The sequence below is a fragment of the Sporosarcina soli genome, assembly GCF_042655805.1.
GTDB lineage: Bacteria > Bacillota > Bacilli > Bacillales_A > Planococcaceae > Sporosarcina > Sporosarcina soli.
Genome location: NZ_JBHSNO010000015.1, coordinates 155,242 through 169,218 on the forward strand (window position 1 = coordinate 155,242; position 13,977 = coordinate 169,218).

14 protein-coding genes are annotated in these 13,977 nt (G+C 46.7%); 1 reads left to right on the top strand and 13 read right to left on the bottom strand.

Annotation, left to right across the window (positions count from 1 at the left end):
- Positions 1-221: 221 nt before the first annotated feature.
- From ACFPRA_RS19730 to ACFPRA_RS19740, 3 genes are all read right to left on the bottom strand, one after another.
- Positions 222-566 (bottom strand): LapA family protein, encoded by a 345-nt coding sequence (locus ACFPRA_RS19730; RefSeq protein WP_381438494.1) that lies wholly within the window; start codon positions 564-566, stop codon positions 222-224.
- A 76-nt stretch (positions 567-642) separates the two neighbouring features.
- Complete coding sequence (gene secDF / locus ACFPRA_RS19735) at positions 643-2,913, bottom strand: protein translocase subunit SecDF (protein ID WP_381438496.1); 2,271 nt, start codon at positions 2,911-2,913, stop codon at positions 643-645.
- A 121-nt stretch (positions 2,914-3,034) separates the two neighbouring features.
- Positions 3,035-3,355, bottom strand: coding sequence for a post-transcriptional regulator (locus ACFPRA_RS19740; RefSeq protein WP_381438498.1), 321 nt, complete (start codon positions 3,353-3,355; stop codon positions 3,035-3,037).
- A 109-nt stretch (positions 3,356-3,464) separates the two neighbouring features.
- Here ACFPRA_RS19740 and ACFPRA_RS19745 point away from each other — a divergent pair, with 109 nt between their 5' ends.
- Entirely contained in the window at positions 3,465-4,982 is a 1,518-nt protein-coding gene (locus ACFPRA_RS19745) for a putative polysaccharide biosynthesis protein (protein ID WP_381438503.1), read from the top strand.
- Here the strand turns inward: ACFPRA_RS19745 and ACFPRA_RS19750 are convergent.
- From ACFPRA_RS19750 to pheA, 10 genes are all read right to left on the bottom strand, one after another.
- Complete coding sequence (locus tag ACFPRA_RS19750) at positions 4,976-5,617, bottom strand: DUF421 domain-containing protein (protein WP_381438505.1); 642 nt, start codon at positions 5,615-5,617, stop codon at positions 4,976-4,978. The two genes, ACFPRA_RS19745 and ACFPRA_RS19750, sit on opposite strands and share 7 nt — an antisense overlap.
- Positions 5,618-5,786: 169 nt before the next feature.
- Positions 5,787-6,044 (bottom strand): preprotein translocase subunit YajC, encoded by a 258-nt coding sequence (gene yajC, locus ACFPRA_RS19755; protein WP_239391983.1) that lies wholly within the window; start codon positions 6,042-6,044, stop codon positions 5,787-5,789.
- A gap of 39 nt (positions 6,045-6,083) precedes the next feature.
- Positions 6,084-7,223 carry a tRNA guanosine(34) transglycosylase Tgt gene (tgt, locus tag ACFPRA_RS19760; RefSeq protein WP_381438509.1) on the bottom strand — a complete coding sequence of 380 codons (1,140 nt, stop codon included), beginning with the start codon at positions 7,221-7,223 and terminating at the stop codon, positions 6,084-6,086.
- Positions 7,223-8,275 (bottom strand): tRNA preQ1(34) S-adenosylmethionine ribosyltransferase-isomerase QueA, encoded by a 1,053-nt coding sequence (gene queA / locus ACFPRA_RS19765; RefSeq protein WP_381438511.1) that lies wholly within the window; start codon positions 8,273-8,275, stop codon positions 7,223-7,225. The genes tgt and queA overlap by 1 nt, the downstream gene beginning before the upstream one ends.
- An 80-nt stretch (positions 8,276-8,355) precedes the next feature.
- A complete protein-coding gene (gene ruvB / locus ACFPRA_RS19770; protein ID WP_381438515.1) occupies positions 8,356-9,357 on the bottom strand; it encodes a Holliday junction branch migration DNA helicase RuvB in 1,002 nt (333 codons plus the stop codon).
- 32 nt (positions 9,358-9,389) lie between these two features.
- A complete protein-coding gene (ruvA, locus tag ACFPRA_RS19775) occupies positions 9,390-9,995 on the bottom strand; it encodes a Holliday junction branch migration protein RuvA (RefSeq protein WP_381438517.1) in 606 nt (201 codons plus the stop codon).
- A gap of 210 nt (positions 9,996-10,205) precedes the next feature.
- Positions 10,206-10,928: a YebC/PmpR family DNA-binding transcriptional regulator gene (locus ACFPRA_RS19780; protein WP_381438520.1), complete on the bottom strand. Its 723-nt coding sequence runs from the start codon at positions 10,926-10,928 to the stop codon at positions 10,206-10,208.
- Between the two features lie 11 nt (positions 10,929-10,939).
- The gene (locus ACFPRA_RS19785) at positions 10,940-11,809 is read right to left on the bottom strand and encodes a phosphotransferase (RefSeq protein ID WP_381438522.1); all 870 of its coding nucleotides are present in this window, start codon (positions 11,807-11,809) and stop codon (positions 10,940-10,942) included.
- 6 nt (positions 11,810-11,815) lie between these two features.
- Complete coding sequence (gene safA, locus ACFPRA_RS19790; RefSeq protein ID WP_381438525.1) at positions 11,816-12,949, bottom strand: SafA/ExsA family spore coat assembly protein; 1,134 nt, start codon at positions 12,947-12,949, stop codon at positions 11,816-11,818.
- Between the two features lie 164 nt (positions 12,950-13,113).
- Positions 13,114-13,977, bottom strand: coding sequence for a prephenate dehydratase (gene pheA, locus ACFPRA_RS19795; protein WP_381438528.1), 864 nt, complete (start codon positions 13,975-13,977; stop codon positions 13,114-13,116).

The following is a 13,977-nucleotide window of genomic DNA, read 5'->3' on the forward strand; positions in this document are numbered from 1 at the left end:
GATTTGCCGTATTTCCGCAAACTTTGCAGAAATTAAGGTACCTTCCTTATCGGACGTCGCGATCTTAGACTGCCTTCCATTTTTCGTTCAGCGGACGTTTGAACACCCACAGAACATGGAAAACAAAACTGCATTCATCACATCACCTACTGAGGTAGGAATCTCCTGCTGAATGAAGATAAAAAAACACCTTCTCCATACCGAAGAAAGTGTTTTGCGCATCATTCCGCAAGTTTTTCCGCCGTTGGAACATGGTCAACACGACGCGCATGCTGTTTTTGCAATTCCGCAATCTCATTTTGTTGCGCCGCAATGGTCAATTCCTTTGCCGTCATTTCTTTTTGAAGTTCTTTCATCCGATGCTTTGACTGAACCGAGCGGAACATCGCTACAAAGATGCTAATGATAGCACCAAGGAAAGCGGAACCTAAGATGACCAGAATCAATGGCCATTGCGCTTCCCCAAAAATGTAATTCACTTTAACTGACTCGACATTGACAATGGCAAACCAGGCGATCACAATCGCAAATAAAAGTCCAAATAATAAATTCCACTGAAACTTCATCGGATAACCTCCTTATCATGAAAAAAGAACAGGGTATAGTTAAATTATACCCTGTTCCATTCCTATATGAAACCTATTAGACAACAGGCTCGTCTGAACCCCATTTTTTCTTTTCTTGCTCCACTTTAATAGCGCCCTTTTCTTTCATTTCACGTTTTTTCAGGTCAAACCAGATTTGAGCTGAAATGAAGATGGAAGAGTAAGTCCCTGCGATTAATCCGATCAATAAGGCGATAGAGAATGGGCGGATTGCCTCGGCACCCATTAAAATCAATGCCACGACAACAAAGATAACTGTCAACACCGTATTGACAGAACGGCCAAGTGTTTGACGAAGGGATTTGTTGACAATATCCGCAAGTTCCGACACGTCGGTGATCGTACCCCGGCGATTCAAGTTTTCACGAATCCGGTCAAATGTGACAATTGTGTCATTGATGGAGTAACCGACAATGGTCAGAACGGCGGCGATGAATGTAATATCCACTTCCAACCGCAAAATGCTGAAAATCGCCAGCATAAAGAACACATCATGGATCAGTCCGATGACAGTCGCCAGACCCATACGCCATTCGAAACGAAATGCCACATAGATGAGAATACCGAGTGCCGCATACAGGAGGGCATAAACTGCATTTTTCGCCAGTTCCTTACCGACTATCGATGATACGGTCGAAATATTCGGATCGGCTCCATATACGGTAGCAAGGTCTGCTTTTATTTTATTGACTTCTGCCTGACTGAACTCTTCTTTGTATCGGACAACACCAATATTACCTGTTTCGCCCGAAATGACGATATCACTAGAAGGGTGTCCGATTTCATCTAATTGCTCCTGCAGTCCAGCCTCTGTCAATGGTTCGTTGGAAAGGATTTCCACACGCGTCCCACTGGAGAAGTCGATGCCGAGATTCAATTTGAAGACACCAAGCATAATCACTCCGGCAATGAGAAGGATTGACGAAAGGATATAAAATCTTTTGCGGGTCCCAACGAAATCGACACGATCGAATTTCGTTGACAATTCCAATGTTTCCACGCCTTCTTCCGGAGCGTGGACCTTATGTTTTGAAATACCGAACATCCCCGGTTTTCCATCGAGCATACCGCTATTGACAAGCAATCCGAGCAACAAACGGGTTCCCCATACAGCTGTCACAAAGCTGGCAAGAATACTGATGATCAAAATAAGCGCAAATCCTTGGACAGAGCTCGTCCCGAAAATAAAGAGGACGACTGCCGCCAAAATGGTTGTCAGGTTCGCATCCAATATAGCTGTGAATGCTTGCTTCGCTCCGGCTTGGAACGCTGCCTTCACTGATTTACCGACACGCAATTCTTCACGGATCCGTTCATATGTCAAAATGTTCGCATCGACAGCCATCCCGACCCCGAGCACCAATGCCGCGATACCTGGCAATGTCAGGACACCATTGATGAGCGTGAAAACAAGCAAGATAAGATAGACGTAAATCGATAACGTAATGACGGCCACTAATCCAGGTATTCTGTAATAGACAAGCATAAAGATGAAGATAAGCGCGATACCGATGATGCCCGCGTCAACTGTCTTCGTGAGTGCCTGTTCACCGAATTGCGCCCCGACGGATGTCGAGTACACTTCTTTAAGATGGACCGGTAATGCACCTGCATTCAAAATTCCGGAAAGATCTTTTGCCTCTTGCAATGTGAAATCCCCTGAAATCTCAACATTAGATGAATTGATTGGATACTGAACGCGTGGTGCTGAAACGAACTTAGGATCCGGTTTGAGCATTTCCTCCTTATAGGAGTCTACACCCTCTTCAAAATCGAGCCAGATGACAAGAACGTTATCGGGCGCTGGTCTACTTGAAATTTCCGTTGTCACTTGACCGAATTTCTTCGGATCTTTCATTTCAAGTGTGACAACAGGATTACCTGTTTCGCCAAAACCCTCTTTCGCTTTTCCTTCTTTCAAATCATCCCCGTCTAGAATGATGTTGTCGTCTGCGTCCCGGAATGTCAAATTCGCTTGTGTCGACAACATTTCCCGAGCAGTTTCCTGGTCCTCTACGCCAGCAAGCTGGACACGGATCCGATTACCGGACTCGACCTGGATGACAGGTTCACTGACACCGAGCGCATTAACCCGTCTAGACAGCGCACTTGCTGTATCGGTAACCACTGCTTCTGTTATTTTTTGACCATCCTTCAACTCTTCAACATGATAAAGAACTTCAAAGCCTCCTTGTAAATCGAGACCGAGTTTGACATTTTTCAATATTGGATTGGTCGTCGTCCCGATTGTCGCGGCAAACACGACAAGCAATAATAGGAACGCAACGATTCGTCCTCTTCTTTTCATAATCCATTTTCCCCCTCTTTATGTGGAGCGGCACAACAACTTGCTATGTACATGCCAAAAACGCAATACGTCCATTATGAAACACGGCCATCCATGTGTCAAATGAACTTGCGTTTCTATATCATAACTTATTTTCCTGCTTTTGTGGTGAGAGAAGAATTTGCAGTTCCTCACTATTCAGATCGGAAAACCAATCCGAGCCCCGCTGTTCTTCAATCTGTGTATACGTCATAAATTCCGCCGGGGTAACTTGAAGGATACTATTGACAATTTCATGGAGTTTCATCGAATCGACATCTTTTTTTCGCCATTTTTTCCGAATACAATACGTCCAAATCTCTTCCTCGGTTACGGTCGTATAGCCATATAGATGGAATTCATTCTTTTTGCTTTCAACAGCTGGTAGCACTTGGATGAATAATTGTTCGAATTGAAGTGTCATCGTTTCCATTCCTTTCATCTGACTGAAGATGAACAGTCCTAAGTACGATTACGTAAGCATACGTTTAGTGTATATGAATTGACTGTATTTAGGAAGGAGTTGTTTGACTTTGTCTTCATTCATTCGCGGAACGGTCGTCCTCATGGTCGCAGTTTTCCTTACAAAACTTCTAGGATTCGTCTATCGTATCCAATTCATGCGGGTTGCGGGTGAAGAAGCGGTGGGAATTTACATGACCGCATACCCGGCGTTCATCTTTTTCCTCTCGCTCGTCCAAATAGGTGTGCCGATCGCCGTTGCGAAAGTGATTGCTGAACTCGATGCGAAAGGGCAATCCGTGAAACTTCCTTCCGTGATGAAAACCTCCACTTTTATCACGGTTTTGACCGGGGCTGTTTTCATCCCGGCCTCGATTCTTTTCGTGCCGTATCTTTCAGGAACACTGCTCGGGAATGCGGCATCTGCCACGACATTGTATGTTGGGATTGCTATTATTCCGATTGCGGCCATCGGTGGGTTGATCCGTGGTTATTTTCAGGGGATCGCCCGTATCGAGGAAACGGCATGGTCCCAGATTATTGAACAATTTGTCCGCATCGCGCTGATCACTTGGTTGTTACCATTACTACTCGTCGCGGATAATGCGGCACTAAGCGCTTCCTATGCAATGGCCATCACATTATTGGCGGAAGTGGTCTCCGTCTTGTATCTTCTGTATAAATACCATCAGAAAAAAAGGCGTGTGCCAAAGGAACAAAAAAAGCAACCGCGCTACCCGATGGAGCCCCTCTTGTCCATTGCGCTCCCTGCTTCCGGTAGCAAGTTGTTCGGATCCTTTACCTGGTTTCTTGAACCGATCATCTTTTTGCGTGCATTAGGGATGTCAGGGGTGACAGCTGTCGCGGCCACTACGCTCTATGGAGTCATCTCGGGTGTTCTCGTGCCCTTGTTGCTCTTTCCGTCGTTCATCCCTTATGCATTGTCGGTTGTTCTCATACCGGCTGTCAGCGGGGCAGTAGCCGCACATAACCTAAAAAAATTGCAGGAACGGATTCATTTGTCGCTTCGCTTATCGTCATTAACGGGGGCATTTGCCGCGGCGGTTTTTTATATTCACGGACAGGCGTTGGCAGAAAAGCTCTTCCACGTCACGGAAGGCGCTTCTTATATGACATTGCTGGCTCCTGTTTTTTTCTTTTATTATATCCAAAGTCCACTGTATTCGATTTTGCAGGCAACAGGAGATGCCAAAGCCGGGATGATGAACTCCATCTATGGAGGCATTGCAAAACTCGGAGTTATGTTCGTCCTAGCGTCCCAGCCCGGTTTACAGGAAACGGGTGCGGTGCTCGCCATCGGTTTCGGGGTTCTCGTCACGTCGTTCCTGCATATCGCCACACTGCGGAAAAACAAATCGACGGGCACCGGGTTTTCCATGTTCGCCTTGCCTTATGCCGCCTTCATTGCAACTTGTATTATGCGGCCAATCTTCCTACCCATCGGGAATTACGGCTTGTTAACGGAATGTATCATTACAACGCTCTTCCTCCTCGTTACCTTAATCCTGACGGGGCAAGTGAAAAAAGGCGATCTATTTCTGTTCAGAAGATTGATGAAGCATCAGTGAGCATCTTCTTTCAATTGGAATCTCAACTTCCCCTCTTCAAATGTACAGTAAAAAACGGTCTTCACATCATGCACGCCTTGAGATCGAAGCTGTTCCAAAAGCCATTGCTCCGTTTTCCCGCTAATTTCAAGATGCCGCTTTTGAACGCTTCCATCCGCAATCAAGGCAAGAGCAGGTTGGACATCGGCATGTTTGAATACAGAAAGATTTCCTGAAGGCTCTAAATAAGCCACGGACACCTCATGTACAGAACCGATTTGCTGCTCACGAAGTTGTTGAAAGAGATCATCAAGATTATAACGCTGTTTCCGCATTGCACTTTCAAGTATTTTCCCATTTTTTATAATCAACGTCGGATCACCATCTACGAGATCCCTAAATTTTTTACTTTTCAATGAAAAATAAGAAGACAGCAGTTGAATCGCTAGTAAGATGAGCATTGGCAAAATCGACTGAATCAATTTTTGATCAGGGGAATCAAGCGCGAATGCAGCCACTTCCGCCATAATGACAAAGACAACAACATCGAGCACTCCAAGTTCGCCGACTTCACGCTTCCCCATCATTCGCAAGATGATGACGATGAGAATATAAAGGAATACCGTACGGAAACTAATAATGAGCAAATCGTGCATCTACATCCCCCTTTTTCAAGTAGGATACCCTTGATCATTTATGGACTATACCCGATTTGTCATAAATCCAATAGGCAAGCGAAATTTGATCTCTTCCGAAACGCCCAAAAAGGCGATCGCCCTGCCAGGAATATCCTGACAAGATGATCGCCTTCTCTTGTGCTTACAATTATTCTACAACTCGACCGATCGCTTGTCTCTCGAATTGTAATCTCGTTCCATCTGAAACTTTAATAAATACGGATGTCTCATCCACCGCATCGATCGTTCCATGAAGTCCACCGATTGTGATGATATTGTCTCCGCGTTTCAATTCGCTTTGCATCGTTTTCGTCGCCTTTTGTCTCTTTTGCGCCGGTCTGATGAGCAAGAACCACATCACAGCGAACATTGCCACAAACGGCAACAGTCCTGCTAAACCTTCCATTTTTCATCCCCCTTTCAATCAAGATTCATTATACAAGATTCAAAAGTTTTTTGCATTCGGTTTGTTGAAACCGTAGTTTTCGAAAAACTCTTCTCGGAAATCACCCAGCCAATCTTGACGAATCGCTTCTCTCACTTGTTCCATTAAATTAAGAAGGAAATGGAGATTATGATACGTCGTCAGGCGGATGCCAAACGTCTCCTCCGCACGGATCAAGTGGTGGATATAAGCCCGGCTATAGTTTTTACACGCATAGCAATCGCAGTTTTCGTCAAGTGGACGGAAATCATTTTTATATTTTGCGTTGCGGACAACTAAGCGCCCTTCACTCGTCATCAATGTTCCGTTCCGTGCAATACGTGTCGGCAATACACAGTCGAACATGTCCACTCCGCGGATCGCACCATCGATGAGCGAATCAGGTGAACCGACCCCCATCAAATAGCGAGGTTTGTCCTGTGGCAGAAGCGGCGTCGTAAATTCCAGCACACGATTCATGATATCTTTCGGTTCGCCGACCGATAATCCACCGATAGCATATCCCGGAAAATCCAGTGATACGAGGTCTTTTGCGCTTTGCTTGCGCAATTCCTCAAACTCTCCCCCTTGGACAATCCCGAATAAGGCTTGATCATTCGGACGAGCATGAGCTGCAAGACAACGTTCTGCCCATCTGGAAGTCCGCTCGACACTCGCTTTCATATAATCATAAGTCGCTGGAAATGGCGGGCATTCGTCAAAAGCCATCATAATATCCGGACCGAGCGCATTTTGGATTTCCATCGCTTTTTCCGGACTGAGGAACAGTTTGCTTCCGTTTAGATGATGTCTGAAATGGACACCTTCCTCTTCAATCTTCCGGAATTCGCTCAATGAAAAGACTTGAAAACCACCCGAATCGGTCAGAATCGGGCGATCCCAATTCATGAACTTATGCAAGCCGCCCGCTTCTTTGATGATTTCGTGACCGGGACGCAGCCATAGGTGGTAAGTATTGCTCAAGATAATGCCTGCCCCGACTGCTTTCAAATCTTCCGGCGACATCGTCTTGACCGTCGCCTGTGTCCCGACCGGCATGAAAGCAGGTGTCTCGAAGGAGCCATGTGGCGTATGGACGATTCCAAGACGCGCTCCGGTCTGTTTACACGTTTTAATATGTTCGTAAGTAATGGCTGGCATTAGTTTGATTCCTTTCTTTGTTGCGGTTTAATGAACATGGCGTCACCGAAGCTGAAAAAACGGTATTCCTTATCGACCGCCTGTTTGTATGCCGCAAGAATATGTTCCCGTTTCGAAAGTGCCGAAATGAGCATCAACAACGTCGATTTCGGTAAATGGAAATTGGTCAAAAGCCCGTCCACGATGCTGAACGTATAGCCCGGATAGATGAAGATTGACGTCCATCCACTCGTAGCGACCATTTTCCCATCATTCGCCGAAGCGATCGTTTCCAATGTCCGTGCGGAAGTCGTGCCGACTGCAATAACCCGTCCGCCCCGTTCCTTCGTTTGATTGATAACCGCGGCTGTTTGTTCTGTGACGGAATAATATTCAGCATGCATCGTATGCGCTTCAACCGAATCTACGCTGACCGGACGGAATGTCCCTAGGCCGACATGCAAAGTGATGAAGGTGACATCGACACCCTTTTCCCGGAACTGATCCAAGATTTCTTCCGTGAAATGGAGTCCTGCCGTCGGCGCAGCAGCCGAGCCGCGTTCTTTCGCAAAAACCGTCTGATAGCGATCCTGATCATCCAATGTTTCCGTTATATAAGGCGGCAATGGCATTTGACCGAGCGCATCCAAGATCTCATAAAAAATACCGTCATACTGAAACTTGAACAGTCGGCCGCCTTGTTCCAAAACATCTGTACATTCCGCTTTCAGATGGCCATCGCCGAATGTGACGACCGTGCCAACTTTTACGCGTTTCGCTGGTTTGACAAGTGTCTCCCACTCGTCCTCGCCCGTCTCCTTCAATAGCAGAACTTCGATCGCCGCACCCGTGTCCTCTTTCACGCCCATCAGACGCGCTGGAAGGACGCGTGTATCATTGAGTACGAGTATATCCCCCGCCTCGACTTCATCGAGCAGATCCGGGAAATGCCGGTGTTCGACGTGCCCTGTCTCTTTTTCAAGCACCATTAGCCGACTCGCTGTCCGGTCCTGTAATGGCGTTTGTGCGATGAGCCGTTCTGGTAAATCAAAATCGAATTCATTGACATTCATCGTCTTTACAATCTCCCTTTATTCTAGCGTTCAACATCAATCATTTTTCCTAACGTAAACTCCGAACACCTACGCTTTTCTCAGCTTTCGGGAAATGCATAGCCGAAATGTTCATAAGCAAGCGGTGTCGCAATACGTCCGCGGGGGGTCCGTTGAATGAAACCGATTTGCAGCAAATACGGCTCATAGACATCTTCGATCGTCACGGATTCCTCCCCAATGCTCGCAGAAATCGTATCGATGCCGACAGGTCCCCCTTTGAACCGCTCAATCATGCCCAACAGCAATTTATGGTCGATATGATCGAGCCCATGCGAATCAACTTGCAACATTTCAAGCGCTTCCTTTGCAATCCCTAGCGTAATGGCCCCATTACCCCTCACTTGCGCAAAATCTCGCACACGACGAAGCAAGCGATTGGCGATTCGCGGTGTTCCACGAGAACGGCGGGCGATTTCCACGGCCGCCTGCTCATCGATCTCTACGTCAAAAACACCCGCATTGCGGATAACAATTTCTTTTAGCGGCTCCACTTCATAATATTCGAGGCGTAGTGGGACGCCGAACCGATCCCGCAACGGTGCCGATAATGACCCTGCGCGCGTCGTTGCACCGATCAGCGTGAAAGGCGGCAAATCCAGGCGGATCGACCGGGCAGAAGGACCTTTTCCAACAACAATATCGAGGCAGAAGTCTTCCATCGCCGGGTAAAGAACCTCCTCGATGGAGCGATTCAATCGATGAATTTCATCTATGAATAACACATCGCCAGGTTCCAGTGATGATACGACAGCAGCAAGATCACCAGGCCGTTCGATCGCAGGTCCACTTGTCAAGCGGACGTTGACCTCCATCTCATTGGCAATAACCGTTGCCAGCGTCGTCTTTCCAAGACCGGGCGGACCATATAACAAGACATGATCCAAGCTTTCATTACGCCCTTTTGCCGCCTCTATGAAAATGCCAAGATTATCTTTCACTTTCTCTTGACCGATATATTGGCTTAATAGCTGCGGTCTGAGCGATTGTTCAAACCGCTCGTCAAAATTCGAAAGTTCCCCCGACAAGACACGCTCTTCCATCATCTTTCCCCCTTTCCTCCGATATGAATCGGTTATTTCTGCTTTAACAATAATTGAAGTGCCAATTTCATATAGCCTTCCGTATCAAGCTCTTCTTTTTCCAATTTCGGTTTCACTTTCGCCAATTCACGTTGCGAATAGCCTAACGCTTCCAATGCAAGCATTGCCTCATCGAGCGCGCCGTTTTCAACCATTGTCAATAAAGTCGTCTCCTCATCCGGCAAGTCGATTTCACTGAACAAGTCATGTAACTTCCCTTTCAAATCCAAAATCATTTGCCGTGCCGTCTTTTTACCAACACCCGGAAATTGCACAAGAAATGTCTCATCTTCCCGTTCAATGGCACCGATCACTTGGGATGGAATACCGCTTGCCAAAATCGCCAAAGCACCTTTCGGACCGATTCCGGAAACCGTAATTAGCTTTTTGAATAACTCTCGCTGTTCAAGCGTTTTGAAACCGAGCAATAATTGCTGATCTTCCCTGACATGCAAATGCGTGAACACTTGCTGGATCTCTCCCGTCATGTGAAAAGCATAAGGATTCGGCGTTAAGATCTGCCAGCCGAGCCCGCCTTGCTCAAGTGTAATGTATTCGGGCGTTACGCGTGTAATCTGCCCTTTTATGTAATCGTACAATACTCTCTCCCCCTATAGCTCATAGGATCGATTATACCATACGAACACATTTTCCACCTCTTGTAACGTTCTACGTTGCAACCCAATCGAACGCCTTACTGAATTGTACATGATTCTTCCGTTCCTGTATGTATTTTAATAAGCGAAACAAATATCCATCAACCATAAGAATGCAACTGATTCTTGAACGGTTGATGGATATTCTTTTCTTTATTCCGCTGCGTTATGGTAAACGTCCTGCACGTCATCGTCATCTTCCAGCATGTCAATCATCCGTTCGAACTTCTCAAGATTGTCTCCGTTCAGTTCCGTATACATCGATGGAACCATCTCGATTTCAGCGGAAATAAACACAATCCCTTCTGCTTCGAGCGCTTCCTTCACGGTCAAAAAGTCGGATGGCTGCGTGACAATTTCAAAGCCTTCTTCAGTCGATGTGATATCATCCGCACCCGCTTCGAGTGCCGCCATCATCACCGTGTCTTCGTCAGTGTCATCCGTCCGTTCGATGAAAAGACGTCCTTTCCGTTCGAACATATACCCAACCGAACCGCTTTCTCCAAGGCTTCCCCCGTTTTTGTTAAAAGCGACGCGGATATTAGGTGCAGTCCGATTTCGATTATCCGTCAAACAGTAGACGAGGACTGCAACGCCTCCAGGGCCGTATCCCTCATAGATCACTTCTTCGTAATTTTCATCCGCCCCCGCGCCCGTCGCTTTATCGATGGCACGTTTTATAACATCATTTGGAACGTTAGCGCTTTTCGATTTTTCAATCGCAAGACGGAGTGCGGCGTTCGATTCGATATCAGGACCTCCCGCTTTTGCGGCTACAAATATTTCCTTTGACATCTTTTGGAATATTTTACCTCGCTTCGCGTCCTGTGCACCTTTACGATTCTGTATATTTTTCCACTTGGAATGTCCTGCCATGTTGTTACCCCCTAAATAATCATCCGCTCTACATCATACCATAATTTCGGCCAATGTGAGAGCGCGGACTTTGTAAAGGGGATGAGCCGTTTCGCCTGCTTTTCCCTGTTCGAGGGCGATAATGTAAAGAGATAAAGCCATTCACGCAGCAACTCATTTGGAAATAACAACATCGTTTTGGAAGCCTCACCCAATTTTTGTAACGAAGGCTGTTCATCAAATAGAAAATCGATATCATAGTCGATCTGCGGCAATACACGATGGATCCATAACGCAATTTCCGTTCCAGGGGGTCCCATACATGCCAGATCGAAGTCTATGAAACGGATGATGCCGTTCTTATCACGCAAAATATTATGATGAACCACATCACCATGCAACAATGTACCGTCTAACTGATCCACATAATTCTTTTTCAAGATACTCATTGCATTCGTCGCATAAAACAAAATTTCATCGACACGGCCTTTTCCAATATACGACTCGCACGCTCCACTCATTTCACGGAAGCGGATCATGCGATCTTCCCATTTCCCTAGAAGCGGATACGGATGCAAATAGGACTTGGAATCCCAATCGATTTGTGACTTTGTGGCATGAAGGGCGTGAAGTGCCGCCAATGAATCCGTCCGATCTGCCCTTTTTTTGAAATTGACGGCTTTCGCCCCTTCAAGCCATGGCTGGATAAATGACAACTGATCTTCCGTAGCGACGACTTGCACGATATGCGGAAACGCCACCGAATGAAGCGCCTCATGGATTTGTTTCACTTTCGAAGCTGTGGACAGCGAATGATAACGTTTAAGCGAAAAATGATTGCCACCCTTTTCTAATTTCCACACATTCTCTTTGATTTTCTCTACATTTTTATCTGGTGTCATACACCCTTAGTAAGACCCATACCAATTGGTGTGGTGATAAGGGGCAGGCATCATATGGAATGGATGAGCGTGTGTGGGTGCATTACAAGACCACGGATTCCCGAAGAAAAACGGCATCGGCATCATGAACGGCTGCTGTCCGCCACTGCTACCGCAGCCACAGCCATGCTGTCCATGGTGATGCATTGGCATCGGATAAGTAGGCGATAGCGCTTGCGGTATATAACCGTCTTCCGGTGGACAATGGACTGACTCCTCAAAATGAAACATTGGAGATTCTTCAAAAACCATTTCCGGTGATTCTATCAATTCCCAACCTTCCATGACCGGACTCAGTTCTGGCGGCGCTACCGGTGGCTGGCTTTGGAATTCCGGAGATTCTTCAATGCATGGTTCTTCCTGTCGTATCGGCGCTGGCTGAGGTACTTGTGGCATTGCCTGGATTTGCCCTGAATGCATGTATGGGTAACAATCTGCATCGAAGATTGGCATCCACCCGCATGGTATGATGATCGGTTGCACCACAGGCGGCATTGGAAACGGCTGAGCTGGCGGTGGTGCTGGCATTTGCGGCATTTGCGGCATTTGCGGCATCTGTGGCATCTGCGGCATCTGCGGCATCTGCGGCATCTGCGGCATCTGCGGCATCTGTATCGGTGGTGGCGGTGCCGGCATTTGTGGTATCGGCGGGATTTCCAGCTCCTCTCGAGGAGGCATCGGCTGCACCGGTTTTGGCGTCGGCATCGGTTTTGGTGTCGGCTTTGGTGCCGGTGTTGGTTTTGGAGTTGGCATCGGTTTTGGCGTCGGCATTGGTGCTGGCTTAGGCATCAGCTTTGGTGCCGGTTTCACCTGCTCCTTCCCTTTTTCAGGGTGCTTGACGTGTTCGTGATGTTCCCCTTTTGAACCATGATGCTGTTCACCTGTAGACTTTCGCGGTACGAATATCTTCATCCCTGGCACGATATAGTCCGGATTTGCCAAATGTGCGTTGGCCCGTTTCAATTCTTCAAACGGTACGCCATATTGCCGGGCAATCTTCCATAATGTATCCCCTCTTACAACAATATGAACTTCCACTTCCATATTTCCCCCTTCCGTCAATCCATCGTATGAACGAACGCCCGTCTTTGTGACGCTCATTTCTACGTGATGTCCCCTCTTGCCATTTATATGCGGGACGGGGCTATTTATTCGAATAAAAGATTGTTCTAGACGGAGGGGTTTTCCGGATGTTCCCTCATAAAAACACCGTCTCAGTCATAGTCGACGAGACGGTGTTATTTTTGACAAGCCTTGGGTTTTGTTCAGTATGTAAAATAAGATCCAAGCGAGCGGACCGAACAATTCAATGCAGCCAATTCCTCTTTGGCACCTAGCATCATCGGATGTTCGTCAGATTCCAATACATCGATAATGAAAAAATAGTTTCCGAGCCCTGTTTTCATCGGTCTCGATTCAATTTTACTCAAATTGAGCTTCCGCCACGCAAATACAGATAATACTTGGTATAGCACACCGGATTGATCATCTTCCGGTAGTTTCACAATTAAAGTCGTTTTGCGTTTTTCAGAGTGTCCCTCTTGTTCCAAAATCCCTTGGCGTAACGATAAGATGATAAAACGCGTATGATTGAAATGGAAGTCATGGATATTCTCTTCCGCAATATGTAGTCCGTATCTTTCGGCAGCCAACCGGTTCCCGATAGCTGCAATTTTTGCTTCCGGATGCTCGGAAATATATTTCGCAGCAGCAGCTGTCGATGTCGTTTGAATGAGCGGAACGCGACGGTAATGGTATTTTAAGTATTTATGGCATTGCGCAAGTGCATGTGGATGGGAATTGATGGATTCAATTTCCTCCAATTTAGACATTTGCTGTGGATTGACCAATAAATGTTGTTCGATCGGGATGGAAATTTCAGCATTGATATACAAGTCGCTTTCATGGAACAGGTAATCAATCGTCATCGGCACGGAACCTTCCAATGCATTTTCCATCGGAACGATTGCATACGCTACATGCCCTTTGGCAACCGCTTCAATACAATCCGGAATGGTCGGTTGCGGTATCAGCCCCGAAGTACCGAAAAGCTTGGTTGCCGCAACATGTGTAAATGATGCCTCCGGTCCTAAATAAGCGACCGTCGGCGTGAACTTTTCACTTTGCAT